Here is a 24,091-nt window from a genome sequence, read left to right as displayed (position 1 = left end):
TCCTCGCTCATCGGTTCTCGGCGGGCAGACGCACCGCCACCCGCCACCCGCCGCCGGCGCGAGGGCCGGCTGTGACGTGCCCATCGTAGAAGGCGGCCCGTTCCCGGATGCCGACCAGGCCGCGTCCCGGATCGGTGGCGGGAAGAGCCGGCGCCGAGGTGTCCTCGACCAGGATCGTCACCTCGTCCGCCCCGATCAGGATCCGCACCAGCACGCCCCGCACCTCGCGCGCGTGACGCAGTACATTGGTGAGCGATTCCTGCACGATCCGGTAGATCGTCAGGCCGATGACCGCGCCCGGATCCAGCTCCCCGCGGCACTCCAGCCGTACCGGCAGGCCCGCCGCCCGGAACTCCTCCACCAGTGCGGGAAGCTCCTCGACCCCGAGGGTTGCCGGCAGCGAGGATTGCCCAGAACCCTCCAGACCGCGCACCGGTCCGAGCAGCCGGCGCACCTCGCCGAGGGTGCGACGCCCGGTCTCGGCAACTCGACCGATCGCCCGCTGCGACTCCTCAGGGTGCTGCGAGGCGGAGGCCTCAGCGCCGTCGGCCAGGGCGATCATCACCGACAGGGAGTGCGCGATGACGTCGTGCATCTCGCGGGCGATGCGCTCCCGTTCCAGGGCCGCGGCGATGCTCGCCTGCTGGTCACGCTCACGCTTCATCTGCTCGGCGCGCTCGACCAGCGCGGCGATGTGCCGCCGGCGGTGCCCGATGTTGATCCCCAGCAGGGCTGTGATCAGCGTGAAGGCGAGGAAGAGGAGCGTGAGGCTGAACCAGTCCAGCGGCCAATCCTCGACCGCGGCCCGCGGGGCCAGGCCCAGCAGCGGCGGACCGAGCCGTGTGCGCAGGGCGAGCACCAGTGCGGCGATCACCGCGACCACGGACGTGAGGCCGAAGCATGCCCACGCTTGACGGGCGCTGCGGGTCACCCCGGCGCGATACAGCGCAGGCAGCACCAGGAATGCTTCGGCCATGCTGCCCACCGCGGCCGTGAGCGGCAGCAGCACGAGCATCGCCGTGAACGCCGCGCCGGGATGCCGGGGCCGGACCAGCACGGTGGTGACCCCGGCCAGTCCCAGCAGCATGATCGCCCACGCCGGCGCGCGCAGAGACGACTCGAGGGAGAGGAACCCCAGCGCGATCGCGAGCAGCAGGTAGGCCGGCAGGATCACGACGTCGGTCCGGCCCCACCGCACCCCAGGGGTGGGGAGGAGCCGGTCCGCGTCTGGAGGGGTGCTCATGCGTCGCGATTCTGCAGGGCGATCGCTCCCGCCGCCAGCGCGAGCACCACCCAGATCGAGACGATCAGCCAGCCCGCAGCGGTGCTGATGTGCCCGTTCCAGATGTCGAGCAACGGACCGCCGGGGGTCTCGACCCGCGCCATGGTGTCTCCGGCATTGCCGAGCAGGGTCACCCGGGCGACGCGCGAGAGCAGGCTGTAGGGGAGCGCGGAGGCGAGGATCGGACCCAGCAGGGTCGCAGCGAAGATGAGGATCGCGCCGACGGTGGTCGAGCGCACCAGCATCCCGATGCCCACGCCGACCACCGCGCACATGCCGAGATAGGCCGCGGCACCGAGCAGCGCCACCAGCACCCCCTGGCCGTTGAGCGGAGCCTCCAGGCCGTGCTTCACATAGAAGGGGTAGGTCGCGGCCCACGCCCCGAACACGGTGACCAGCGCAGTGGCGGTCACGGCGATGAACTGCACGGACGCCTTCGCCCACAGCACGCGCAGCCGCGTCGGCGCCGCCATCAGGGTGGTCTGGATCGAGCCGGAGGAGTACTCCGCGCCGACGGACATGACCCCGAGAATCCCGGCGATGATCTGGCCGAGCACCACCATCGGGATGGTCACGTCCCCGATCGTCCGCTCGAGCGATGGGACCGACGGGACCCCGGAGGATTCCAGGGTGGCGCCGAGGAACAGGCTGCCGCCGAGGCCGACGGCGAAGATCCCGATAAGTGCCAGGACGGCCGAGGGCAGGCTGAGCAGCTTGATCCATTCCGAGCGCAGGGCGTCGCCGAAGGAGGGCCGACGGGTAAGGGCGGCGCCGCGCTGAAGTGTGCTGGTCAGAGGGTCGAAGGTGGTCATCGCGTCGTTCCATTCGCTGCGGTGGTCACCGCACGGTACTCGGCGGAATCCGCCGTGAGGGACAGGTAGGCCTCTTCGAGGGAACCCTCGAGGGTGGTGAGCTCGAACAGGACCACGCCCGCGGTGGCGGCGATGCCGGCCACCTGTTCAGCGGTCAGCCCTGAGATCTCGACGGCGCCGTCGGCCGTGTGCGAGACGGCGACTCCAGCAGAGACCTCAGAGGATCTCACCGCGGCGGTCAGCTCCGGCCCGTCATGGGAGCGGGCCCGGACCAGGGTGCGGGTGGCGCCGGAGATGACCTCGCGCATCGGCCCGTCGGCGAGGATCCTGCCGCGCCCGATGACGATGAGGTGATCGGCGGTCTGGGTCATCTCGCTCATCAGGTGCGAGGAGAGCATCACCGTGCGTCCCTCGGCGGCGAGCTGACGCAGCAGCGCGCGGATCCAGAGGATCCCCTCGGGGTCCAGACCGTTGACCGGCTCGTCGAGGATGACCGTCTGCGGGTCGCCGAGCAGCGCTGCCGCGATGCCCAGGCGCTGCCCCATCCCGAGCGAGAATCCGCCGACGCGCTTGTGCGCCACGGACTCGAGTCCGGCCAGCCCGATCACCTCGTGCACCCGGGCGGTGGGGATGCGGTGGGTGGCGGCCAGGGCGAGCAGGTGCTTGTATGCGCTGCGGCCGCGATGCGCGGCGCGGGCATCCAGCAGCGCTCCCACCTCGTGCAGCGGCGCGGCGAGGTCGCGGTAGGCCGTGCCGTTGACCGTCGCCGTGCCGCTGGTGGGGCGGTCCAACCCCATGATCATCCGCATCGTCGTCGACTTCCCGGCACCATTGGGGCCGAGGAAGCCGGTCACCGTTCCGGGTGCGATGGTGAAGTCGATCCCGTCGACCGCCACCTTCTTGCCGTACTGCTTCGTGAGGGCGTGAACCCGGATCATGTGAGCACCTTTCGTCCTGGCCGACGCTACGGGCGCTCGCGCATCCCGCACATCGGCCTGCGGTGCGGACTTCCGGCACTGACCAGTACCGGGGTACACATGCTCAGCGGGCGCGCCGCCTCCCTGCGGGAGCCCGCGAGCATCGTCTGAGGATCGGCCTGCTCAGCAGGGAGCGGGGACCTCGGCCATGTGCGGCACCTCTGCTGCGGCCCGCGTCTGCTGGCGGCGGTGCACCGCGTACGACCAGCCGGCGATCCCCAGGCCCAGCACGGCCAGCACCACGCCGGTCCACGCCGGAGCGAGCAGGCCCCAGCCGGCGGCGAGCACGCCCGCGCCGAGCGCAGCGCCGAGGGAGTTGCCGATGTTCAGCGCCGAGTGGTGCAGGGCAGCGGCCAGCGACGGGGCGTCCGGGGAGGCGTCCAGCAGGAACAGCTGCAGCGAGGGGCCCATCATCTGGGAGGTCACGGCGATGGCGAGCAGGAGGAGGATCCCGGCGATCGCGTTCTGGGCGACCAGGCCGAACACGGCGAGGCTGATCGCCATGCCGGTCAGGCCGAAGAAGATGGTGCCGTAGATGCTGCGGTCAGCAAGACGCCCTGCGAGCAGGTTCCCGAGCGTCATGCCGAGACCGAAGACGAACAGCGCGAGCGGCACGGCGCGCTCGCCGAGGCCCATCACGCCGGGGACGATCTCGCCGATGTAGCTGTACACCGCGAACATGCCGCCGAAGCCGATCGAGCCGATGCCGAGAGCGAACCACACCTGGGCGCGGCGGAGCGCACCGAGCTCCCCGCGGATCGAGCTGGTCGAGCCGGCGCCCTCAGGTTCGGGCACCAGGCGCCAGATGGCCAGTGTGGTCGCCGCGGCGATCACCACCACGATCACGTACGCCGAACGCCAGCCCACGATCTGGCCGAGCGCCGTCGAAGCCGGCACCCCGATCATGGTCGCGATCGTCAGCCCCAGCATCACCAGAGACACCGACCGGGCACGGCGGCCGGGAGGGGAGAGACGGGAGGCGACCAGCGAGGCGACTCCGAAATAGGCGCCGTGGGGGAGCCCGGCGACGAAGCGGGCGACCGCCAGCGTCGTGAAGTCCGGGGCCATCGCCGAGAGCAGGTTCCCGAGCCCGATCAGGCCGATCAGCAGCACCAGCAGTCGCGCACGCGGGATCCGCACCGCCGCGATCGTCACCAGCGGCGCACCGACCACCACTCCGAGCGCGTACAGGGTGATGAGCATGCCGGCCTGCGGGATGGACACCTCGAGGTCACGGGCGATCTGGGGCAGCAGTCCCATGCTCGCGAACTCGGTGGTACCGATCGCGAAGGCCCCCAGCGACATCGCCAGGATCACCAGGCGCAGCCGCCCGGGGGACAGCGGAGGGGTGGGAGACGAGGTCATGACAGCTCCAGCGCGGGGGTCGGGTGAGACTCGCTGCCGACGCTGGAAGCGGGAAGTACCCCACAATCGTAGTGGCGGAGGTGGGGTCGAGGCCAGGGAAGGTGAGCGACGCAGGCATGGGGTGCCCGTCGGCCGCAGCCTGGCCCTGCGAGCTTTCCTGGCCCCTGGACCTGAATCGTTCTGCACTGGCAGGCTGGCGAGGAGTGGCGCGAGCGCGTGCTCATGCGCCCCGGTGGACAGGAGGGGCCCCGATGACGGCGATCCCCAGGACCATGCAGGCCATGCGATTGATGGGCCACGGCGGCCTGGACCAGCTGGTCCACACCCGCGAAGCGCGGACCCCTGTCCCGGCGCCGGGGGAGGTCCTGATCGACGTCCATGCCTGCGGGATGAACAACACCGACCTCTGGGTGCGCGAGGGTGCCTACGGCAGCGACACCGACCCGTCGGCGGTGTCCTCCTGGCGACGCGGCCGCCCCACGCTCGATTTCCCCCGCATCCAGGGCGCGGACATCGTGGGCCGCATCGCCGCCGTCGGCGGGGGGATCCCCGCCCGGCGGATCGGCCAGCGGGTGATGGTCGACTTCAGCCTCTACCACCGCCCCGAAGGTGATGGCTCCCTGGCCGACATCGACTACATCGGCCACGGCCGCGACGGCGGCTACGCCGAGTACGTCGCGGTCCCCGCAGAGAATGCATACGAGATCACCGCCGAGCTCACCGATGCGGAGCTGGCGACCTTCTGCTGCGCCTATCTCACCGCCGAGCAGATGCTCGACCGGGCCCGCCTGGCCGAGGGGGAGCGGATCCTCATCACCGGGGCCTCGGGCGGAGTCGGCTCCGCGCTGCTCCAGCTCGCCCGGGTGCGCGGGGCGATCCCCTATGCGGTCACCAGCGCCGGCAAGGAGCAGGCGCTGCGCGAGATCGGCGCCGAGGACGTGGTCCTGCGGGAGGCCGAGGACCTGGTCTCCGAGGTCGCCCGCGTGGCCGACGGGCCGATCGATGTGGTCGCCGATCTGGTCGCCGGGCCCCTGTTCAACGACCTGCTGCGGATCCTCCGCCCCGAGGGTCGGTATACGACCGCCGGCGCGATCGGCGGGCCCGTGGTGCAGCTGGACCTGCGCACCGTCTACCTCAAGCATCTCGAGCTGCACGGCTCCTCGCAGGGCACCCGCACCGCATTCCGTCGGCTCGTCGGCTATATCGAGACCGGGCAGATCCGGCCGCTGCTGGATCGCACCTTCCGCCTCTCTGCGCTGCACGAGGCCCAGCGCGCCTTCCAGGCCAAGTCCTATGTCGGCAAGCTGGTGGTGGTCCCGGATCGCCACTGGGGCACGGTCGGAGCGCCCCATGCGCCGTGAACGCAGCATCACGCTGATCGATACCCAGTCCGGCGGAGACGTGAGCCGTGTGGTCACCGCCGGAATCCGGGCGCTACCCGGGGCGAGCGTGCGCGAGCAGGCCCGCTACCTGCAGCGCGAGGGTGACGGGCTGCGCCGGCTGCTGCTCTCGGAGCCCTACGGCGACCCTGCGATGTCGGTGGACCTGATCGTCCCGCCACACCATCCCGAGGCCCAGGCCGGCTACATCATCATGGAGGCGATGGGCTACCCCCTGTACTCCGGTTCCAACACGATCTGCGTCGCGACCGCCCTGCTCGAGAGCGGGATGATCGAGATGACGGGCGCGGAGCAGCGGATCACCCTCGAGTCCCCAGCGGGCCTCGCCCACATCACCGCCCGCATGGCCGACGGGCGGGTCGAGTCGATCACGACTCGGGGCGAGCCCGCCTTCGTCGCTGAACGGGGGCTCTCGGTCGAGGTCCCCGAGTACGGGCCGGTGGGTTTCGATCTGGTCTGGAGCGGCGCCTATTACGCGATGATCTCCGCCGCCGCGCATGGCTTCGAGCTCACCGCGGACGAGCAGATCGCGCTCGCCGCCTTCGGGGACGCCTTCGTGCGCACCGCCCGGCCAGGGCTGCGCCAGGAGCATCCGTCGCTGGGGGACGTGGGGCCGCTGCCCTTCGTCCACTTCATGGGTCGGGTACGCACCCTGGAGGACGGCAGCGTCGAGTCCCGCTCGGCGACCTACGTGCATCCGGGCGTGATCTGTCGCAGCCCGACCGGCACCGGCACCTCCGCGCGACTCGCGCTGCTGGCCGGCGACGGACTCCTCTCACCGGGGGACACGCTGGAGACGATCTCCCCGCGCGGCAACCGATTCGTCGGCACCGTGCTCGGGCAGACCGACGTGGGGGACTTCCCCGCCTGGAACTCGACGACCACCGGCTCGGCGCGACTGATGGCGCGTTCGAAGCTCACCGTGGATCTGGATGATCCGCTGGTGGACGCCTCGGACCTGGAGGGGCTGCTGGGGCCGTGACCGGGTGGGTGCCGTAAGCGCCCAGCGCCTCATTCTCCGTAGTGCAGCTCCACGCGGCGGTTGGCCGCGAACGACGCGGGATCATCGGGATTCTCGGAGGCGGCCGGGTCCTGATCACCCAGCCCTTCCACCTCGAACATGAGATCGGGGCGCTTCGCGGCCAGCGCGTCAGCGACCGCCTGGGCGCGATGCTCGGAGAGCTGCTGGTTGTCGAAGTCGTAGCGGGAGCGGTCCACCGGCCGGGAATCGGTGTGGCCGCTGACCTGCACCGTCGCCCCCTCAGGGACCTCGGCGGCGAGCTCGGCGATCCGCGTGGCGGCGGGTGCTGGCAGGTCCCAGGTGTTGGAGGCGAAGAGGATGTCGGTCTCCAGCACGATCACCTGGTCCTCGGCAGGCTCGCTGCTGCCGAGCGAGGTGACCGATTCAGCAGCGTCGTACCGGGTGACCGAGTCGTCGAGCACCTGTTCGGTGATCTCGAAGCCCTGTTCGGGCGGCCCGTCCGAGATCACCTCGGCGAGGGCGTGTGGGGCGAGGAGTGCCAGGGCGAGCAGGGTCGCGGAGCCGGCGGTGAGCCGCGCGACCCGGCGGCGGGCAGTGGTGGCAGCGTTGAGGGTCATGGTCACTCCTTCCCGTCCGTGGCGGCGTCGCCGTCGGCCGACGTGTCCTGCTCGATCGGGACGTCCTCGAACTCGGGAGCTCCGGGAATGGCGACATTGATCGTCTCGATGTCATCCTCGGGCGTGGCGAAGTTCGCCCAGTACGCCTGGGTGTCGCCGGAGGCGAGCTTGTGCACCGCCTGCTTGCTGTTCCAGACCGTCTTGCCGTCCCAGGCGCCGCCGTTGCGAAGGATGTCGTAGCGCTTGAGATTCGTGCGATCGAACAGCGCCGGACCTACATTCGAGTGGTCCTCGCCCTGCAGCTCCCACAGCGAGAACGCGCCGCTCCCGCTGAACTCGGGGGTGAAGGTGAGCAGCAGCTCCATGGTCTTGCCGCGCTGGCGCAGGTGGTGAAGGCCCACGGTCATCGTCCCGTCGATCTCGTCGGTGGGCAGGGTGTAGCTGATCGTGGAGACCGCATCGCCGGGGTCGACCACCTCGCCGGCGGGCGCGTTCTCCGCCTCAGGCTGCGGGTCCTCCCCGCCGTCGTCGGAGGTGTCGGGCGCGGGCGACGCGGAGCCCTCGGGCGCGGGCTCGGTGGTGCCGTCCTCGAACTCGGCCTCCTCCGCAGCGCCGCACGCGCTGAGGGTCAACGCGGCGAGAGCGGTCAGGGCCAGTGCGGCCTGTCGACGGGTGGGCCGGACCTCGCGGGGGTGGTTCATCGTTCTTCTCCTGTGATCGAGGGCCGTCGCAGCGGCCGTCCTTGAGCTGGTGTCACCCGTACGTCGTCGCGGGGAGCGGAATGGTTGCATCCCATCCCACGAATCTTTCCGGAAGATGAACTGCGCTCACTCCGCGACCGTCACGGTGGTGCGTGCTTCGAGCTCCTGGCCGTCGGCGGTGCGGCCGCGCAGCACCACCTGGGCGGTGCCGGGTGCGGAGGCGGTGAGCACCGCCTGCTCCGCATCGACCAGGTGCGAGCCGGTCGGCAGCGACCACACCCAGGAGTCGACCCCCTCCGCCACAGCGGTGAACACCGCCTCCTCACCGACAGTCACCTCCTCGGGACCCTCGATCGCGAGGGACGCCCCGTCGGCAGCCGACGGCAGGGCATCGCCGCCACCCAGCAGCACCCCCGCGCCCAGACCGAGCAGCAGGGCCAGCGTGATCACCAGCGCCGTCAGGGCGCTGCGCCGGCGGAAGGCCGGCGCGGCCTCGGGCGCTGCGGCCTCAGCCCCGGTCTCACTCCAGCCTCCGCTCCCGGGACCCGTTCCGGGTGCGGGGTCAGCGCCTGCCGGGGCGGAGGCCGACGGGGCGAGGGCCCGCTCGACGTCGGCAAGCCAGGACCGGGCGTCGGGTTGCCGGGCGTCGGGATCCTCCGCGAGTCCCTGCTCGATGACCTCCATGAGCGCGGCGGGCAGGGCAGCATCCCGGCCCAGCCAGCGCAGCAGAGCGGACATCGCCCAGATGTCGGCGCGGATGTCGACCACGGCGGGGCTGGACTGCTCGGGAGGTCGGAACCCCTCGGTGCCGGCGGCGACGGTGAGTCCGGAGCTCACGGCGAGGTCTTTGCACATCCCCAGATCTGCGACCAGCAGCCGTTCGTCCTCGCCCAGCAGCCGGGAGCCGACTCGGCCGGTCCCCGTCCGGGCCTCGCTGACGGTGCCGCCAGTGCTGGTGAGAAGCAGGTTTCCGGGGCTGAGGTCGCGGTGGACGAGCTGGGCCCGGTGCACGGCATCCACGGCGGCGGCCAGTGGACGCGCCAGCGCCAGGACGTCCTCGCCGTTCGCCGTCCAGCCCTGTGCGCGCAGTGCCTCCACCCGGTCGCGCAGGGTTCCGCGGTCGGCATGTTCGAGCACCAGGTAGGGCTGTTGGCGGGAGGTCTGCCCGATGTCGTGGACGGTGACGACGTGCAGGCTGTCCACCCGGCGCAGGCTGCGCCCTTCGGCGATGAACCGTTCCCGGATCTCCGGGTTCAGGCTGTGGTTCTCGGCCAGGATCTTCACCACGACGGCCGCGTCCAGTCGTTCGTCGTACGCGAGATGCGCGGTGGCGAAGGAGCCGACGCCCACCACCTTCCGCAGTCGGTAGTGGCCCACCAGGTCGCCCATCAGCGGAGCCCGGGCCGGGGACGGGCCGCGAGCGCGGAGCTCTCCGTGCCGAGCCTGCCGGCGAGCATCGCACGGCCGCGACTGATCTGCGATTTCACGGTCCCGACGCTGCGACCCAGCCGCGCGGCGATGTCCTTGTACGACAGCTGGTCGAGGTCGCGGAGTTCGACGGGGATCCGGTAGAGCTCCGGCAGCTCGGCCAGCAGCTGACGTACCGTGACGCGGTCCGCGATCAGCGAGCTCATCCGAGCCGCCGGGCGATGCTGCTCGTGCAGTTCCACGGTCTCGCGCTGGCGGCGCAGGTGATCGGCCACGCGCCGGCGGACGATGGTGTGCACCCAGGTGGTCACCTTCGCACGGTGGTCATACCCGCCGATCGACTGTGCGATCGAGATCAAGGAGTCCTGGGCGACGTCTTCCACTGCGGCAGGGTCCAGAAGTGCGGCGCCGGCGAACCGTCGCACCACACCAGACCCCTCGAGGGCCTCGAGCAGCAGCTCGAGCGCCTCGGGGCGGGTGGGGGCGAGGCGCGCGAGAACCTCCAGCGCCTCATCCGTCGAGCCGGTGTCGAGGAGCTCGCTCACCAGACGTCGAGCAGAGTCGATCCTGCCGTCGTGCAGATATCGCGCCAGCTCATCGCTGCGTCGTGTCGTCCCCCCGGCCAGCGGTTCCCACTCCGTGTCCATGACTCGGAGCCTATCGCGAGACTCGCGGTGCGGTATCGAGCGGTGCGGTATCGAGCGGTGCGGTATCGGTGGGTGCGGTGTGCTGAGCGTGCGTGCCGATATGGTCAGTCCTCGCTGTATAGTCAGCACATGCTGACCAGAGCTTCCCGTCTTGACGTGATGAACCGGCTGGGCCGCGCGATGGCCGACCCCACCCGCTCCCGCATCCTGCTGTCCCTGCTCGAGGAGCCGGGCTATCCGGCCGCCCTCGCCGCGGAGCTGGACCTGACCCGCACGAATGTCTCCAACCACCTGGCCTGCCTGCGCGATTGCGGAATCGTCGTCGCCGCCCCGGAAGGCCGACGCACCCGTTACGAGATCGCCGACGCCCACCTCACCGCGACGTTGGGGGCCTTGGTCGAGACCGTGCTCGCGGTGGACGATGGAGCGCCCTGCGTCGATGAGCACTGCACGGTTCCGCTGTGCTGCGAGGCGACTGCTGTGATCGCTGGGGCGTCCGAGCCTCGCAAGACTGCCGAGGTCGGCGTGGTCTCCCGATGAGCGACGACTGCTGCGGCCCGGTCGTGACGGAGGCGCCGCCCGCGCCGGTCGTCGAGGACGCCTGCTGCGGGACCGTGGCCCCGGCCGTCCCCTCTGCCGTGCTCGAGGTCGAGCAGCCCACCCCCTGGTGGCAGGACCGCTCCTTGGCCCTCCCGCTTACCGCCGGGGTGCTGTGGGTCGCCGGCCTGCTGCTGGGCTGGGCAGGAACGGACCTCCCCGCGCTGATCGCGCACGTCCTGGCGCTCGTCGCCGGCGCCTGGACCTTCGTGCCCGGCACCCTGCGCCGACTGGTCCAGGGCCGCGGCCGCAGCCGACTCGGCGTCGGCCTGCTGATGACGATCGCGGCCCTTGGCGCGGTCCTGCTGGGTCATATCTGGGAAGCCGCCGCGCTCGCCTTCCTGTTCTCCCTGGCTGAAGCTCTCGAGGACCGCTCGATGGACCGTGCGAAGCAGGGCCTGCGCTCCCTGCTCGCCCTCATCCCCGAGACCGCTCGCGTGTCCCGACCCGCCGGTCCCGAGCTCATCCCGGCCGCTGACCTGCGCGCTGGCGACGTGCTCCTGCTCGGCGCCGGCGACCGGGTCGCGACCGACGGCGTGATCGTCGAGGGCCGCTCCTGGCTCGACACCTCCGCGATCACCGGCGAGTCGATCCCGGTCGAAGCGGGCCCCGGGGACGAGGTGCACGCCGGCTCCCTGAACGGCTCCGGCACCCTGTCTCTGCGCGCCACCTCCGACGGACGGGACAACTCGCTGACCCAGATCGTGCGCCTGGTCGATCAGGCCCACGCCGCCAAGGGAGAGCGAGCGCGCCTGGCCGACCGGATCGCTCGTCCGCTGGTGCCCGTCGTGCTCGTGGTCTCCGCACTGGTCGCCCTCGTAGGCGTCGTCGCCGGCGACCCCGCCACCTGGATCGAGCGGGCACTGGTGGTGCTGGTCGCCGCCTCGCCCTGCGCCATGGCGATCGCCGTGCCGGTCACCGTGATCTCCTCCATCGGCGCGGCCAGCAAGCTGGGCGTGGTGATCAAGTCCGGAGCCGCCGCCGAACAGCTCGGCACGATCCGCACCGTCGCGCTCGACAAGACCGGAACCCTCACCCGCAACGAACCGCAGGTGGTCGAGGTCGTTACCGCCGACGGCCGCCGCCGCGAGGAGATCCTCGCGCTCGCCGCCGCCCTGGAAGCCACCAGCTCCCACCCGCTGGCCGCCGCCGTGCTCGCCGCGGCCGAGGCCGCAGAAGGGGCCACCGCGGAGGCCACGGAGGTGCAGGAAGCTCCAGGTCACGGCCTCACCGGCCAGGTCGCCGGGCGCACGATCCGAGTGGGCAGCCCCCGCTGGATCGCCCCCGGCGACCTCGCCGCGGGCACGGAGGGGATGGCCGCGCGAGGGATGAGCCTCATCGTGGTCGAGGAGGACGGCCTGGCGATCGGGGCGCTCGGAGTGCGTGACGAGCTGCGGCCCGAGGCCGCCGAAGCAGTCGCCGCCCTGCATGCCCAGGGGATCCGCACCGTGATGCTCACCGGCGACAACCCCCTCACCGCCCGCGCGATCGCTCAGGAGGCGGGGATCGACGAAGTCCACGCCGAGCAGCTCCCCGCCGACAAGGCCGCCCACATCCGTCGGCTGTCGAAGGAGGCGCCGACGGCGATGGTGGGCGATGGCATCAACGATGCCCCCGCCCTCGCCTCTGCGACCGTGGGGATCGCGATCGGCGTGACCGGCACGGCCGCCGCCGTGGAATCGGCGGACGTCGCCTTCACCGGCACGGATCTGCGCCAGCTCCCCGCCGCGCTCGCGCACTCCCGCCGCACCCGCCGCCTGATGACCGGCAACATCGCCCTCGCCCTCGCGATCATCGTCGTGCTCTTCCCGCTCGCCCTGTTCGGGGCGCTGGGCCTGGCTGCCGTGGTGCTGATCCACGAGGTGGCCGAGGTCGTCGTCATCGCCAACGGCATGCGCGCCGCGCGCACGCGGGGCGTGACCGCATGACCATCATCGGCATCATCGGCGCAGGGAAGTGGGCGGCCAGCTGGTCCGCGCAGTGATCGCGCAGGGCCACCAGGTCGTCATCGCCGACTCCCGCGGGCCCGAGATCCTCACCGCCCTGATCGACGCTCTCGGCCCTGCTGCGCTGAGCTCAACCTCGATCACGTTTCGGTAACGACGCCGGGATCTCTCGACTTGCAATCGGTTGCATGTCAGCCTGTGCATGATCGATCTCGAGAGATGAGGAAGAACAATGGCTGTTCTGGACTGGGTGGTCATCGCCGGCTACTTCGTGGTGATGGTGGTGATCGGGCTCTATGCGAAATCGAAGATCTCCGACGCGTCGGACTTCTACGTCGCCGGGGGCAAGCTGCCCGCCTGGCTGGTCGGGATCTCCCACCACATGTCCGGCTACTCCGCTGCAGTGTTCGTCGGCTACGCCGCGCTCGCCTACACCACCGGCTTCGCCGTCTACGTCTGGTGGGCGCTGAGCATCACCGTGGCCTGCAGCATCGGTGCCTGGCTGTTCGCGCCGCGCTGGCCGCGCCTGCGCCAGCGTCTGGGCATCATCTCCCCGCTGGAGTACCTGGCCAAGCGCTTCAATGTGGCCACCGAGCAGCTGCTCGCCTGGTCCGGCGCAGCGCTGAAGGTGTTCGACGTGGCCGCCAAGTGGGTCGCGAGCGCGATCCTGCTGCAGGTCTTCGCGGGCCTGCCGATCGTGTGGGGCATCCTCGTGGTCGGCGGGGTCACCATGATCTACTCCACCATCGGTGGGATCTGGGCGGACGTCCTGACCGACCTCGGCCAGTTCATCATCCAGTTCGTCGCGGCGATCGCGATGCTCGGCATCGTGGTGGTCCAGCTCGGCGGGATCTCCTCGCTGTGGACCATGTGGGAGCGGCTGCCCGAGGGACACTCCTCGCCGTTCAACAACGACCTCACGCTCTGGTTCTTCCTCGCCTACATCATCATCTCCACCCTGTCCTACAACGGCGGCACCTGGAACCTCGCGATGCGCATGATCTCCACCGCCGACGGCGCCGCGGCTCGCCGCTCGATGATCCTCTCCGGCGTGCTCTACCTCCTCTGGCCGCTGGTGCTTTTCATCCCGATGTGGGCCGCGCCGATCTTCCTGCCGGGCTTGGCGAACCCCGAGGAGTCCTACGCCCTGATGGCGCAGCAGTTCCTGCCCGCCGGTCTGGTGGGCCTGGTGCTCGCGGGAATGTTCGCGCACACCATGGCGATGACCGCCTCGGATGCGAACGCGATCTCCTCGGTGGTGGTGCGCGACATCATCCCGGCGCTGCGCCGGGACCGCAGCTTCCTGCCCGCCAAGCGGGAGCTGTTCATGGCCCGCCTCACCACTTTTCTGTTCATCGTCCTGTCGATGGGCATAGCGCTTACGGCAGACAGCTTCGGGGGAGTGCTCGGCCTGCTCATCGCCTGGTTCGGTGCACTCGTCGGCCCCATCGCGGTGCCGATGCTGCTGGGCCTGCTGCCCGCCTTCAAACGCTCCGGCTCTGCTGCTGCGATCACCTCCTGGGCGGTGGGCCTGGTCGTCTTCGCGACCAACAAGTACCTGCTCGCCGGCCCGATCGAGTCGTTGGGCACCGCGAGCGCACAGACCATCACGGTGGCCACTCCTGTGCTCTGCTCGATCGTGGTGTTCATCGGCTACGGGCTGATCCGCCCCGCTCATAGCGCGGAGGTCGATGCGCTGGTCGACTCCTTGGGCTATGACGGACCGCTCGTGGAGAAGACCGCCGCGGCCGACGGGCAGGAGGCGGTGCGATGAACTCGCCGCGGCAACACTTCGAGCTACGCACCCACCTCGAACGCGATGTGCTCGGCTGGTGGGATCGGGAGGGGGCCGACGACCGCCTCGGCGGTGTCCGCACCTGCTTCACCAACCGCGGAGAGCCCGTCAGCCGCGAGAAGTACACCTGGTCGCAGGGCCGCTGGGCCTGGACGTGTGCGCTGGTGGCCGAGGAGATCGAAGCCGGCCGGCTGAGCGGCGACAGCGCTCTCTGGCGCCGACGCTCCCTCCAGACTGCCGACTTCCTCGTCGACCATGCCTTCCTCCCGGACGGCCGCACCAGCTTCCGACTCAGCGAACACGGCGAGCAGCTCGCGGACGAGGACGGAGAACTCGCGACCAGCGTCTTCGCCGACCTCTTCGCGGTGCTCGGTCTCGCCGGCGCTGCACGCACGGCGCCTGGGTCGGAAGCGGGCCTGACGTCGAGACCGGGGGCAGACTCAGGCACTACGGAGTCAGGCACTGCAGGGCAGGGCCGTGAGCGCTGGCTCGCACAGGCTCGCCGCACTCTGCTCGGCGCCGAGACCTCGATCCGCGCCCGGACCGCGAAGAGTGCGCCCTATCCGGTCCCCGCCGGGTTCACGGACCTCGCGGGGCCGATGACCCTCGTCCACGTCGCCGGTGAGCTGCACCGGGCGGCGCCGAGCGACGAGGTGCTCGCAGTCAGCACGGGTGCCCGGAACACCCTTCTCGGCGACGAGGGAGCGACCTCAGGCGACGAGAACCCCTTCCTCGGCACCGAGACCTGGTGGGAGTTCCGCCCTGACCATGCGCGGGACCATAACACCCTGCTGGCCCGTCACGTCACTCCCGGTCACCTGCTCGAGCTGCTGTGGATGCTGGTGCACGTCGGCGACCAGCACCCGCAGCTCGCAGTCCCAGATGCCACGCTCACCTCGCTTGCGCTGCGGGCGCTCGAGACGGGCTGGGACGCCGCCGAGGGCGGCCTGCTGCGTTACGTGGATCGGGAGGCCGGCGGCGCGCCCGTCGGCCGCCTGCTCGAAACCCCCTACGAAGCGCTCGTGCAGCGCACCTGGGACACCAAGCTCTGGTGGGTCCACGCCGAAGCGATGTACGCGACCGCCCTGCTCGCCCGCCGCACCGGCTCCCCGGAGCTCGCCCGTTGGGCGCAGCGGGTGCGTGAGTACACGCTGGGCACCTTCCCGGACCCGGCAGGCCAGGAGTGGCTCCAGAACCGCCGCCGTGACGGCAGCCCGCTGGACGAGGTGGTCGCCCTGCCCGTCAAGGACCCCATGCACATCGCCCGTTCGCTCCTGCTGCTGAACGCCCTGGAGCACGACCCCGCACCGACTGAGGAGAAGACACCGTGAGCATTGCTGAGACCGCGCTGGAGATCCACACCTACCCCACCCGCCAGGAGATGGGCGCCGCCGCCGCTGCGGCCGCCGCCCCGATCCTGCGCGAGGCGATCGCCGAACGAGGCAGCGCCCGCCTGATGCTCGCCGCCGCCCCGAGCCAGTCCGCCACCCTGCAGGCGCTCGCCGCCACGGACGATCTCGACTTCACGAAGATCGACTGCTTCCACATGGACGACTACATCGGCCTGAGGCCGGATGCCCCGCAGGGATTCGGCAACTGGCTCGCGAACGAGCTGTTCACCCTGGTCACCCCGCGCGCTTTCCATCGCATCGACGTCACCGCCGCACCGGAGGACGCCGCCGCCGCCTACCGCGAGGCGATGGGGGAGGAGCCCTTCGACGTCACGCTGTGCGGGCTCGGCGTGAACGGCCACCTCGCCTTCAACGACCCGCCCGCGGACTTCACGGACCCGCTGAGCGCGCGGGTGGTCGAGCTCGATCAGGTCTCCCGCCAGCAGCAGGTCGACGAGGGGCACTTCCCGGACCTGGACGCGGTGCCGGTCCACGCCATCACCGTCACCATTCCGCGGCTGCTGAACGCGCGCCGTATCGTCGTCTCCGTCCCCACGGCGGTCAAGCGCCAGGCCGTCCACGACACCGTGAACCAGCCGATCTCCGGTGCGCACCCCGGCACCGCGCTGCGCACCCATCCCGATGTGCACCTGTTCGTCGACGCGGAGGCCGATCCCCGATGACCCAGGAACCCACCAGTCCCGCCGGCCCCGCTGGCCCCGCCGATCCTGCCGCGCTCGCCGCGGAGTACTTCGAGACGATCACCGCGCTCATGGGCCGCATCCGCGCCGAGGAGCAGGCCGCGGTCACCGAGGCCGCCGGGCTGCTCGCGGAGCAGATCGCCGGGGACCGCCTGGTGCACGTCTACGGTCCGGGCGGGCACTCGAACCTCGCCTCGCAGGAGGTGTTCTTCCGCGCCGGCGGCCTCATGCACGTCTCCGCGATCCTCGACGAGGGCACCCTGCTCTCCAGCGGAGCGCTGCGGTCCATGGCGATCGAGCGCACCCCCGGCTACGGCCGGATCGTCATCGACGACCACCAGCTGGGCGAAGGCGACCTGCTGATCCTGGTCAACGCCTACGGGATCAACGCCGCCCTGATCGACGCCGCGCTCACCGCGAAGGAGCGCGGCTGCACCCTCATCGGCGTCTCCAGCCGGGAGCACGCCGACTCCACCGCCCCGGAGCATCCCGCCCGCCACCCTTCCAGGCAGGACCTCCACGACGTGGTGGATCTGCACATCGACACCAAGGTCCCCGTCGGGGACGCGGTGATCGAGATCGACGGCGTCGCCGAGCGCACCGGCGCCGTCTCCACCTTCGCGAGCGCCTTCGCCATGAACTGGCTGATGATGAGCACCGTCGCCGCGCTCGCCGAGCGCGGCATCGACCCGCCGATCTGGCGTTCAGGCAATGCTCCCGGCGGCGATGAGGCGAACGGCCAGTTCATCGCCCAGTTCAAGGGAAGGGTGACGTCGCTGTGAGCACCCTCGTGCGCGGACTCGACCCGGCCACCGGTCAGCTGCTCGAGGTCACGATGGACACCGTGATCACCCGCATCGACCGTCGGCCCGCGCAGCCCGGGCAGGTGCTTCCCTATCTCGCCCCGGGGTTCATCGACCTGCAGGTCAACGGCTTCGCCGGGATCGATGTGAACGGGCCGGAGGTCACCGCCGAGCGGATCGTGGAGATCACCGGGGCGCTCGCTCGGCGCGGGGTCACCACGTGGGTGCCCACCGTCATCACCGGCTCGGAGGAGGCGATCTGCCGCTCCCTGCGCGCTGTCGCCGAGGCCCGCGCCACCTCGCCCCAGCTCGCCCACGCGATCCCCTTCGCGCACGTCGAAGGCCCGTTCCTCTCGGCGCAGGACGGCCCGCGCGGGGTCCACGACGCCGCCCAGATCCGCCCGATCGACGCCGAGGAAGTCGCGCGCTGGCAGCAGGCCGGGCCTGTCGGCATCGTGACCCTCTCCCCGCACACGGACGATGCCCCCGCACAGATCACCCGGATCGCCGCGCTCGGGATCCAGGTCGCCCTCGGCCACACCCACGCCAGCGGCCCCCAGCTCATCGCCGCGGTCGACGCCGGCGCGACCCTGTCCACGCACCTGGGAAACGGGATCTTCCCGCAGCTGGCCCGCCACCCGAACCCGCTGTGGACCCAGCTCGCCGAGGACCGTCTCACCTGCGGGCTGATCGCCGATGGGCACCACCTCCCCGCGGAGACGCTCGAGGTCATGCTCCGCGCCAAGGGCATCGGCCGGGCCTTCCTGGTCTCCGACGCGACCGAGCTCGCCGGCAGACTGCCCGGCCGGTACGAGACCGCCGTGGGCGGCACGGTCGAGCTGAGCGACGACGGTCGCCTGTCCTATGTGGGCACAGAGCTGCTGGCCGGGGCAGCGTCCGACGTCGCCGCGGGCCTGCGCTTCGTGCTGCGCGCGACCAGCCTGTCCCTGCGAGAGGCGCTCGTGCTGGTCACCCGCACCCCGGGCGCGGTCCTCGGCCGTGAGACCACGCTGCGCGTGGGCGCCCCCGCGGATCTGGTGACGCTCGAGGCCGACGGGGCCATCCAGGGCATCTGGCAGCACGGCACGGAGCTCACGCCCGCACGATCGGGAGCAGGAACGAGCGCATGATCCAGCGCATGATCCAGGTGGGAGCATCTGTCCAGGCGCTGGGGGTCACCTCCCCGGTGCCGATGTCGGGTTTCGCCGCCCGCACCGCGCCGAGCACCGGCGAGCATGACGAGCTCGGCGCCCGCGCGCTCGCCCTGGACGAGCTGGTGCTGATCACGGTGGACGTATGCGCGCTCGAGGAGAGCACCTGCCAGCGGATCGCTGCCGGAGTGCACCCCGAGGCACCGGCGCAGGTGATCGTCACCGCGACCCACACCCACGCCGGCCCCTGCTCCACCCCGACCCGGCTCGCCCGCTGCACGCCGGAGATCGAGCAGCAGATCATCTCTGCGGCGATCATCGCCGGCCAGACGGCGCGCTCAGCCCGGCACCCCTGCCGAGTGGAGCACCGCTGCGCGCGGGGCGTGGGCGTCGCCTCGAACCGTCGGCACGCGGGCCAGGCCATGGATCCGCCGGTGCAGATGCTGCAGTTCCTCGCCTCGCAGGCGGAGGGGGTGACCGGTGACGCGGCCGACGGAGGGGCCCGGGAGCACAGCCATGTCGTGGCCAGCCTGCTCACTTATCCCTGCCATCCGGTGGTGCTTGATGGCACCAACCGCCTGCTGTCCGGTGACTACATCCATCCGCTGCGCGAGCGGATCGAGGCTGAGCACGCGGGATCGCTGGCCGTGTTCACGACCGGCTGCGCAGGAGACCTCAACACCGGACACCGCGCGGAGGCGTCCTACTCCCTGACCGGTTCCTCCACGCGGACCTTCGCCGAGGCCGAACGGGTCGGCACCCGGATCGCGGACTCGGTGCTGGCAGCGGCACCAGAGCCCATCGACGCAGGCGAGGTGCGCTTCGCCTCGGTGCCGGTGACCCTCCAGCTCGACCGGCCCACTGACGCACAGCTCACCGCAGATCGCGCCGCCTGGACACAGGAGCTGACCGAGGCGGAACCGGGCCGAGCCGCCCTGCTGAAACTCTGGCTGGACTGGGCCGCCGCCGTTCCGGAGGACACGGAATGGTCCGGCCGGGTCAGCGCATTCAGGCTCGGCGAGGTCACCGTGGTGACGCTGCCCGGGGAGCCGTTCCTCGAGGTCGCCGAGCAGATCACGGCGAGAGTCGCTGCCTGCGGTGCGGAGTTCGCGGGGCCCTGCCTGGTGCTGGGATACGCCGACGGCTGCCCCGGCTACTTCCCGAGCGCGGGGGAGTACCCGTTCGGCGGCTACGAGGTGGAGGACGCCCACCGCTACTACGGCATGCCGGGGCCGTTCGCCCAGGGGTCGGCGGAGCTGCTCGTCGAGGCGGCGGTGCAAGCGGTGGAAGCATCGGTGGCAGGAGAGGGCTTCCCGGTACTGTGCGGGTGAGCCGGTCGCAGCAGCCCGGCACCCGCACGCCCGTGGATCCGGCGAGCGGGTCTTCGATCTGAGGGGACCCCCATGGAAAAGATCACCGTCGCCGGCCACCCCGAGCCCATTCCCGCCTCCGCTGTCGCGGAGCGACTCCTGAGGCAACGTCTCGAGACCGTCCGCGAGAAGCGCGGCGATGAGGCTGCCGACGCCCTGGAGGTCCTGGTCGGCGAGCGCATCGGCACCCTCCTCGAAGGCGGGATGCCCAGCATCGACGTTGCGACCATGCGCTCGATCGTCGACTTCGTGGAGACCCCCGCCGAGGACGAGAGCACCTCGGGCCTGGGCCGCGTGGTGCAGGGTCTCAAGGACAAGGCCGCCCAGCGCGGGAAGCGGACCATGAGCTGAGTGCGTCGCGCATTCTGCGTTCATCAGGGGTTCTACTTATGGGGTCCATAAGTTAGCGTGGCCGGCATGATCCTCACCGGACTGTTCCTCGGCGCCGTGCTCGGTTACGTCCTGCAGCGTTCGCGGTTCTGCGTCACCGGCGCGTTCCGCGACCTCTACCTGACGCGCTCCGCGCGCTACTTCACCCCCTTCCTCCTCGCCATCGCGATCCAGGCCGTCGGCGTCGCCGCGCTCACCGGCGCCGGCGTGATCGCCCCCGAACCCGCATCCTTCGCCCCGCTCGCGGTGATCGGCGGTGGCCTGCTGTTCGGCGTCGGCATCATCATGGCCGGCGGCTGCGCGACCGGCACCTACTACCGCGCCGGCGAGGGCCTCATCGGATCCTGGGTGGCGCTGATCTTCTACATGCTGTTCGCGGCGGTGATGAAGTTCGGCCCGCTCGGCGGTTTCACCGAGGCCGCCCGCGCTCGCACCATGGGTGACGCGACCATCCAGGAGACCCTCGGGGTCAGCGTCTGGGTGCCCACCATCGCGTTCTCCGCCCTGGTCGCCGTGCTCGTGGTGCGCCAGGTGCGCAGGAGTGCCGCTCGCAGTGCAGGCAAGCAGAGCGTGCGCCTGCCCGCCCGTCGCAGCGGTCTCGGCCACTACCTCGCCGATATCCCCTGGAACCCGTGGGTGGGCGGTGTGCTGCTGGGCCTCATCGCGATCGCGGCCTGGGTGCTCTCCACCGCCGCCGGCCGCAACGGCGGCCTCGGCATCACGACCCCGTCGGCCAAGATCATCACCTTCCTCACCACCGGGGACGTCACCCTCGTGGACTGGTCCGTGATGCTCGTGCTCGGAATCCTCGTCGGCTCCTTCATCGCCGCGAAGCTCGCCAGCGAGTTCCGCTGGCGGGTGCCGGATGCACGAACCATCCTCAATAGCGCCGGCGGCGGTGTCGCGATGGGTGTGGGCGCCGCGCTCGCCGGCGGCTGCACCATCGGCAACTCGCTCGTGGAGACCAGCCTGTTCAGCTACCAGGGCTGGGTCTCCTTCGCCGCGATCATGCTCGGCACCTGGGCTGCCGCCTGGTTCTTCCTGGTGCGCCCGCAGAAGGCCGCCGCGAAGAACCGCCCCGCACCCGTGCTCAGCCCCGCCGCCTGACCTCACCCCGCTAGAACCTCACCCCGACAGAGAGGACCTCTCATGCCTGCCTACACCCTCCAGACCAACGGCGCCGTCTGCCCCTTCCCGCTGATCGACGCCAAGAATGCGATGGAGCAGCTGACCACGGGCGATGACCTGATCATCGGCTTCGACTGCACCCAGGCCACCGACTCCCTGCCCCAGTGGGCCGCGGACGACGGCCACGAGGTGGTCGCCTTCGATCGCGTGGGCGAGGCGGGATGGACGATCACGGTGCGCAAGGGCGCCTGAGCCCGTAGCGTGGTGCGGGCCCCTCGAGGGAACGATTCAGAGAGCGAAGAGCCCCGCCATGGACGACCCCGCACGCTGGGACGCACTCCCACAGCGCTTGCCCGACTGGTTCCGCGATGCCCCGCTGGGGATCTTCCTCCACTGGGGCGCGTACTCCGTGCCCGCCTGGGCGGAGCCCACCGCTGAGCTCGGTGCGGCCGACGACGCTGCCGACCGGCTCACGCACAACCCCTACGCCGAGTGGTATTTCAACACCATGCGCCTCGAGGGCTCCCCGGCTGCCGAGCATCATCGGCGCGTCCACGGCGGAGCGCCCTACGACGATTTCCTCGACCAGTGGCAGGTCGGCGCCTTCGACCCGTCCGCCTGGAGCGACCTCTTCGCTCGTGCTGGCGCGGACTACGTCGTGCTGACCACCAAGCATCATGACGGGATCACCCTGTGGGCCGCCCCCGGCACCGGCGAACGCAACACCGTGCAGCGCGGGCCCCGCCGAGACTTCGTCGGCGAGATCGCCGAGGCCACCACCGCGGCCGGGATGCACTTCGGGGTCTACTACTCCGGCGGACTGGACTGGCACGAGCGGCCGACGCCACCCCTGGTCGAGCTCCACGAGGTGGAGGGCTCGAAACGGCCGCGCGATGACGACTACGGGAAGTACTGCAGCGCCCAGGTGCGCGACCTCATCGACCGCTACGGCCCGGACGTGTTCTGGAACGACATCGGCTGGCCGGACCAGAACCTGCACTTCGGCCCGGGCGGCCTCGGCGAGCTGCTCGAGCACTTCTACCGCGAACGCCCCGAAGGGCTGATCAACGACCGCTTCTCCGGTGCGCACCACGACTTCATGACCACCGAATACCAGTCGGGGGAGATCCCGGAGGGCCAGGCTTGGGAGAACTGCCGCGGCATCGGACTGAGCTTCGGCTACAACCAGGTCGAGGACGCCGCCCAGTACATCAGCGGCGCGCAGGCGGTACGGCATGTGGTCGACGCCGTCTCCCGCGGTGGCCGGGTGCTGCTGAACCTCGGGCCCCGGGCCGACGGGTCACTGCCTGAGCTGCAGGTCCAGGTGCTCGAGACACTCGGAGAGTTCATGGCCGAGCACAAGGCGGTGCTGTCCGGTGCGCGCGGGCTCGGCGAGCTGGAGATCCCCGGAGCCCAGTGGGCGCGTGCAGTGGAGCAGGACGGGCAGTGTCATGTGTTCGTGTCGGGGGAGGCGGGGACGCTGCAAGTTGCTGCGGCGGATCTGCCCGTCGGCTTCGACTGGCCGGAGGATGGCGTCGAGATCGTGCTGGGTGGCCGGGACGCGGCGCCGATCGCCGTCTCCGCGCAGGCCACCGGCAGCTCCGGTCGCTGAGCCTGGGCGCCGACCGGCGTGAAGGACGGTCGGATCGTCGCACCCCCGCGCTACCGTTCCCTCATGACGACCACCACCACCGCTGCTGACCGCGCCGCCGGAGCCCTGCTGGGCCTTGCCTGCGGGGACGCCGCCGGCGTCCCCTACGAGTTCGCCTCGGCCCCCTACGACCCGTGCAAGGGTCCGCAGATGATCGGCGGCGGGCTCGGCCCGTACACGCCGGGGGAGTGGTCCGACGACACCCAGATGGCGCTGTGCATCGCCCACGTCGCCGCGTCCGAGGTCCCGATCGACTCTCCCGAGGGGCTCGACGCGATCGCCCAGGGCTTCCTGGACTGGCTGCAGGGCGGTGCGAGCGACGTGGGAACCCAGACTCGCCAGGTGCTCAGCGCAATGCTCAGAGACGGCGGCGGCCCGGGCCTCGCTCAGCGGATGACCTCCGTCGCCGCGGAGCTGCACGCCCGCTCCGGCCGGACCGCCGGCAACGGCGCACTGATGCGCACCGCCCCCGTGGCTCTCGCCTTCCCGGACGATCCCGAGCGCACCGCCCGCGCCGCACGAGCCATCGCCGAGCTCACCCACGCGGACCCGCTGGCCGGAGACTCCTGCGTGCTGTGGTGCGAAGCGATCCGGCGCTCCGTCGTGGACGCCGTGCATGGCCGGCCGGAGGACGGCATCGAACTGCTCCCGGCAGAGCACCGCGAGACGTGGGTGGCGCTCGCCGACGGGACCTGGCGCTCGGGCGCTCCAGCGTCCCTGTCTCCCAACGGGTTCACCGTCACCGCGCTCTACGCCGCCCTGCACGCGGTGGAGCAGGCGGCCACGGCCGACGGGCCGACGGAGACCTTCCGTGCGGGCATCGCCGCAGCCGTCGCGCTCGGCGACGACACCGACACCATCGCCGCGATCGCCGGCTCGCTGCTGGGGACCTGGACCGGCGCCGAGGAGATACCGCAGGAGTGGACCGACGTGGTGCACGGCTGGCCGGGGTATGAC

The 24,091-nt window shown here is 71.0% G+C and carries 24 protein-coding genes; 16 read left to right on the top strand and 8 right to left on the bottom strand.

All coding sequences use genetic code 11. The annotated features are described in order from the left end of the window. Positions 1 to 7: 7 nt before the first annotated feature. The 4 genes from ACT3SQ_RS16120 to ACT3SQ_RS16105 all read right to left on the bottom strand — a co-directional run bounded on the left by ACT3SQ_RS16120 (position 8) and on the right by ACT3SQ_RS16105 (position 4,436). Positions 8 to 1,243, bottom strand: a complete 1,236-nt coding sequence (locus ACT3SQ_RS16120) for an ATP-binding protein (RefSeq protein ID WP_444601381.1) — start codon at positions 1,241 to 1,243, stop codon at positions 8 to 10. Next, positions 1,240 to 2,094, bottom strand: coding sequence for an ABC transporter permease (locus ACT3SQ_RS16115; protein ID WP_444601380.1), 855 nt, complete (start codon positions 2,092 to 2,094; stop codon positions 1,240 to 1,242). Before ACT3SQ_RS16115 ends, ACT3SQ_RS16120 begins: the two co-directional genes overlap by 4 nt. Then, the gene (locus ACT3SQ_RS16110; RefSeq protein WP_444601379.1) at positions 2,091 to 3,032 is read right to left on the bottom strand and encodes an ATP-binding cassette domain-containing protein; all 942 of its coding nucleotides are present in this window, start codon (positions 3,030 to 3,032) and stop codon (positions 2,091 to 2,093) included. The genes ACT3SQ_RS16115 and ACT3SQ_RS16110 overlap by 4 nt, the downstream gene beginning before the upstream one ends. A gap of 162 nt (positions 3,033 to 3,194) precedes the next feature. After that, on the bottom strand, positions 3,195 to 4,436 hold the full coding sequence (locus ACT3SQ_RS16105) for an MFS transporter (protein WP_444601378.1): 1,242 nt from the start codon (positions 4,434 to 4,436) through the stop codon (positions 3,195 to 3,197). A 251-nt stretch (positions 4,437 to 4,687) separates the two neighbouring features. Here ACT3SQ_RS16105 and ACT3SQ_RS16100 point away from each other — a divergent pair, with 251 nt between their 5' ends. Together ACT3SQ_RS16100 and ACT3SQ_RS16095 are read left to right on the top strand one after the other, a co-directional pair. Continuing rightward, positions 4,688 to 5,797 (top strand): alcohol dehydrogenase family protein, encoded by a 1,110-nt coding sequence (locus tag ACT3SQ_RS16100; protein ID WP_442332356.1) that lies wholly within the window; start codon positions 4,688 to 4,690, stop codon positions 5,795 to 5,797. After that, positions 5,787 to 6,818: a proline racemase family protein gene (locus ACT3SQ_RS16095; RefSeq protein WP_442332357.1), complete on the top strand. Its 1,032-nt coding sequence runs from the start codon at positions 5,787 to 5,789 to the stop codon at positions 6,816 to 6,818. The genes ACT3SQ_RS16100 and ACT3SQ_RS16095 overlap by 11 nt, the downstream gene beginning before the upstream one ends. A gap of 29 nt (positions 6,819 to 6,847) precedes the next feature. Here the strand turns inward: ACT3SQ_RS16095 and ACT3SQ_RS16090 are convergent, their stop codons facing one another. The 4 genes from ACT3SQ_RS16090 to ACT3SQ_RS16075 all read right to left on the bottom strand — a co-directional run bounded on the left by ACT3SQ_RS16090 (position 6,848) and on the right by ACT3SQ_RS16075 (position 10,211). Further along, entirely contained in the window at positions 6,848 to 7,435 is a 588-nt protein-coding gene (locus ACT3SQ_RS16090; protein ID WP_442332358.1) for an OmpA family protein, read from the bottom strand. Between the two features lie 2 nt (positions 7,436 to 7,437). Next, positions 7,438 to 8,136, bottom strand: coding sequence for a hypothetical protein (locus ACT3SQ_RS16085; RefSeq protein WP_442332359.1), 699 nt, complete (start codon positions 8,134 to 8,136; stop codon positions 7,438 to 7,440). 126 nt (positions 8,137 to 8,262) lie between these two features. Further along, on the bottom strand, positions 8,263 to 9,525 hold the full coding sequence (locus ACT3SQ_RS16080; protein WP_442332360.1) for a serine/threonine-protein kinase: 1,263 nt from the start codon (positions 9,523 to 9,525) through the stop codon (positions 8,263 to 8,265). Next, complete coding sequence (locus ACT3SQ_RS16075) at positions 9,525 to 10,211, bottom strand: RNA polymerase sigma factor (RefSeq protein ID WP_442332361.1); 687 nt, start codon at positions 10,209 to 10,211, stop codon at positions 9,525 to 9,527. Before ACT3SQ_RS16075 ends, ACT3SQ_RS16080 begins: the two co-directional genes overlap by 1 nt. Positions 10,212 to 10,340: 129 nt before the next feature. On the opposite strand from ACT3SQ_RS16075, the gene cmtR reads away from it, so the two are divergent. The 14 genes from cmtR to ACT3SQ_RS16005 form a co-directional block, all read left to right on the top strand. After that, positions 10,341 to 10,751, top strand: a complete 411-nt coding sequence (gene cmtR / locus ACT3SQ_RS16070; RefSeq protein WP_442332362.1) for a Cd(II)/Pb(II)-sensing metalloregulatory transcriptional regulator CmtR — start codon at positions 10,341 to 10,343, stop codon at positions 10,749 to 10,751. Continuing rightward, a complete protein-coding gene (locus ACT3SQ_RS16065; protein WP_442332363.1) occupies positions 10,748 to 12,736 on the top strand; it encodes a heavy metal translocating P-type ATPase in 1,989 nt (662 codons plus the stop codon). The genes cmtR and ACT3SQ_RS16065 overlap by 4 nt, the downstream gene beginning before the upstream one ends. 28 nt (positions 12,737 to 12,764) lie before the next feature. After that, positions 12,765 to 12,908: an NAD(P)-binding domain-containing protein gene (locus ACT3SQ_RS16060; RefSeq protein WP_441446139.1), complete on the top strand. Its 144-nt coding sequence runs from the start codon at positions 12,765 to 12,767 to the stop codon at positions 12,906 to 12,908. 78 nt (positions 12,909 to 12,986) lie between these two features. Continuing rightward, complete coding sequence (locus tag ACT3SQ_RS16055) at positions 12,987 to 14,528, top strand: sodium:solute symporter family protein (RefSeq protein ID WP_442332364.1); 1,542 nt, start codon at positions 12,987 to 12,989, stop codon at positions 14,526 to 14,528. Continuing rightward, the gene (locus ACT3SQ_RS16050; protein WP_442332365.1) at positions 14,525 to 15,880 is read left to right on the top strand and encodes an AGE family epimerase/isomerase; all 1,356 of its coding nucleotides are present in this window, start codon (positions 14,525 to 14,527) and stop codon (positions 15,878 to 15,880) included. The genes ACT3SQ_RS16055 and ACT3SQ_RS16050 overlap by 4 nt, the downstream gene beginning before the upstream one ends. Next, a complete protein-coding gene (locus ACT3SQ_RS16045) occupies positions 15,877 to 16,623 on the top strand; it encodes a 6-phosphogluconolactonase (protein WP_441446142.1) in 747 nt (248 codons plus the stop codon). The genes ACT3SQ_RS16050 and ACT3SQ_RS16045 overlap by 4 nt, the downstream gene beginning before the upstream one ends. After that, the gene (locus tag ACT3SQ_RS16040; RefSeq protein WP_441446143.1) at positions 16,620 to 17,423 is read left to right on the top strand and encodes a sugar isomerase domain-containing protein; all 804 of its coding nucleotides are present in this window, start codon (positions 16,620 to 16,622) and stop codon (positions 17,421 to 17,423) included. Before ACT3SQ_RS16045 ends, ACT3SQ_RS16040 begins: the two co-directional genes overlap by 4 nt. After that, positions 17,420 to 18,574 (top strand): N-acetylglucosamine-6-phosphate deacetylase, encoded by a 1,155-nt coding sequence (locus ACT3SQ_RS16035; RefSeq protein WP_441446144.1) that lies wholly within the window; start codon positions 17,420 to 17,422, stop codon positions 18,572 to 18,574. The genes ACT3SQ_RS16040 and ACT3SQ_RS16035 overlap by 4 nt, the downstream gene beginning before the upstream one ends. Further along, a complete protein-coding gene (locus ACT3SQ_RS16030) occupies positions 18,571 to 19,926 on the top strand; it encodes a hypothetical protein (RefSeq protein ID WP_442332368.1) in 1,356 nt (451 codons plus the stop codon). Before ACT3SQ_RS16035 ends, ACT3SQ_RS16030 begins: the two co-directional genes overlap by 4 nt. Before the next feature lie 72 nt (positions 19,927 to 19,998). Continuing rightward, positions 19,999 to 20,316 carry a hypothetical protein gene (locus ACT3SQ_RS16025; RefSeq protein WP_441446146.1) on the top strand — a complete coding sequence of 106 codons (318 nt, stop codon included), beginning with the start codon at positions 19,999 to 20,001 and terminating at the stop codon, positions 20,314 to 20,316. Between the two features lie 66 nt (positions 20,317 to 20,382). Further along, positions 20,383 to 21,462 (top strand): YeeE/YedE family protein, encoded by a 1,080-nt coding sequence (locus tag ACT3SQ_RS16020; RefSeq protein WP_441446147.1) that lies wholly within the window; start codon positions 20,383 to 20,385, stop codon positions 21,460 to 21,462. Positions 21,463 to 21,504: 42 nt separating this feature from the next. Beyond that, on the top strand, positions 21,505 to 21,735 hold the full coding sequence (locus ACT3SQ_RS16015; protein ID WP_345083094.1) for a sulfurtransferase TusA family protein: 231 nt from the start codon (positions 21,505 to 21,507) through the stop codon (positions 21,733 to 21,735). Between the two features lie 58 nt (positions 21,736 to 21,793). Next, on the top strand, positions 21,794 to 23,095 hold the full coding sequence (locus tag ACT3SQ_RS16010) for an alpha-L-fucosidase (RefSeq protein ID WP_441446148.1): 1,302 nt from the start codon (positions 21,794 to 21,796) through the stop codon (positions 23,093 to 23,095). A 63-nt stretch (positions 23,096 to 23,158) separates the two neighbouring features. Continuing rightward, on the top strand, positions 23,159 to 24,091 hold a 933-nt coding region (locus ACT3SQ_RS16005; protein WP_444601377.1), incomplete at its 3' end, for an ADP-ribosylglycohydrolase family protein.

Origin of the sequence: Brachybacterium sp. AOP42-C2-15 (genome assembly GCF_052377065.1) — a bacterium.
Lineage (GTDB): Bacteria > Actinomycetota > Actinomycetes > Actinomycetales > Dermabacteraceae > Brachybacterium.
Note: the sequence above shows the minus strand (reverse complement) of the source record. Positions and strands in the feature narration are given on the sequence as shown.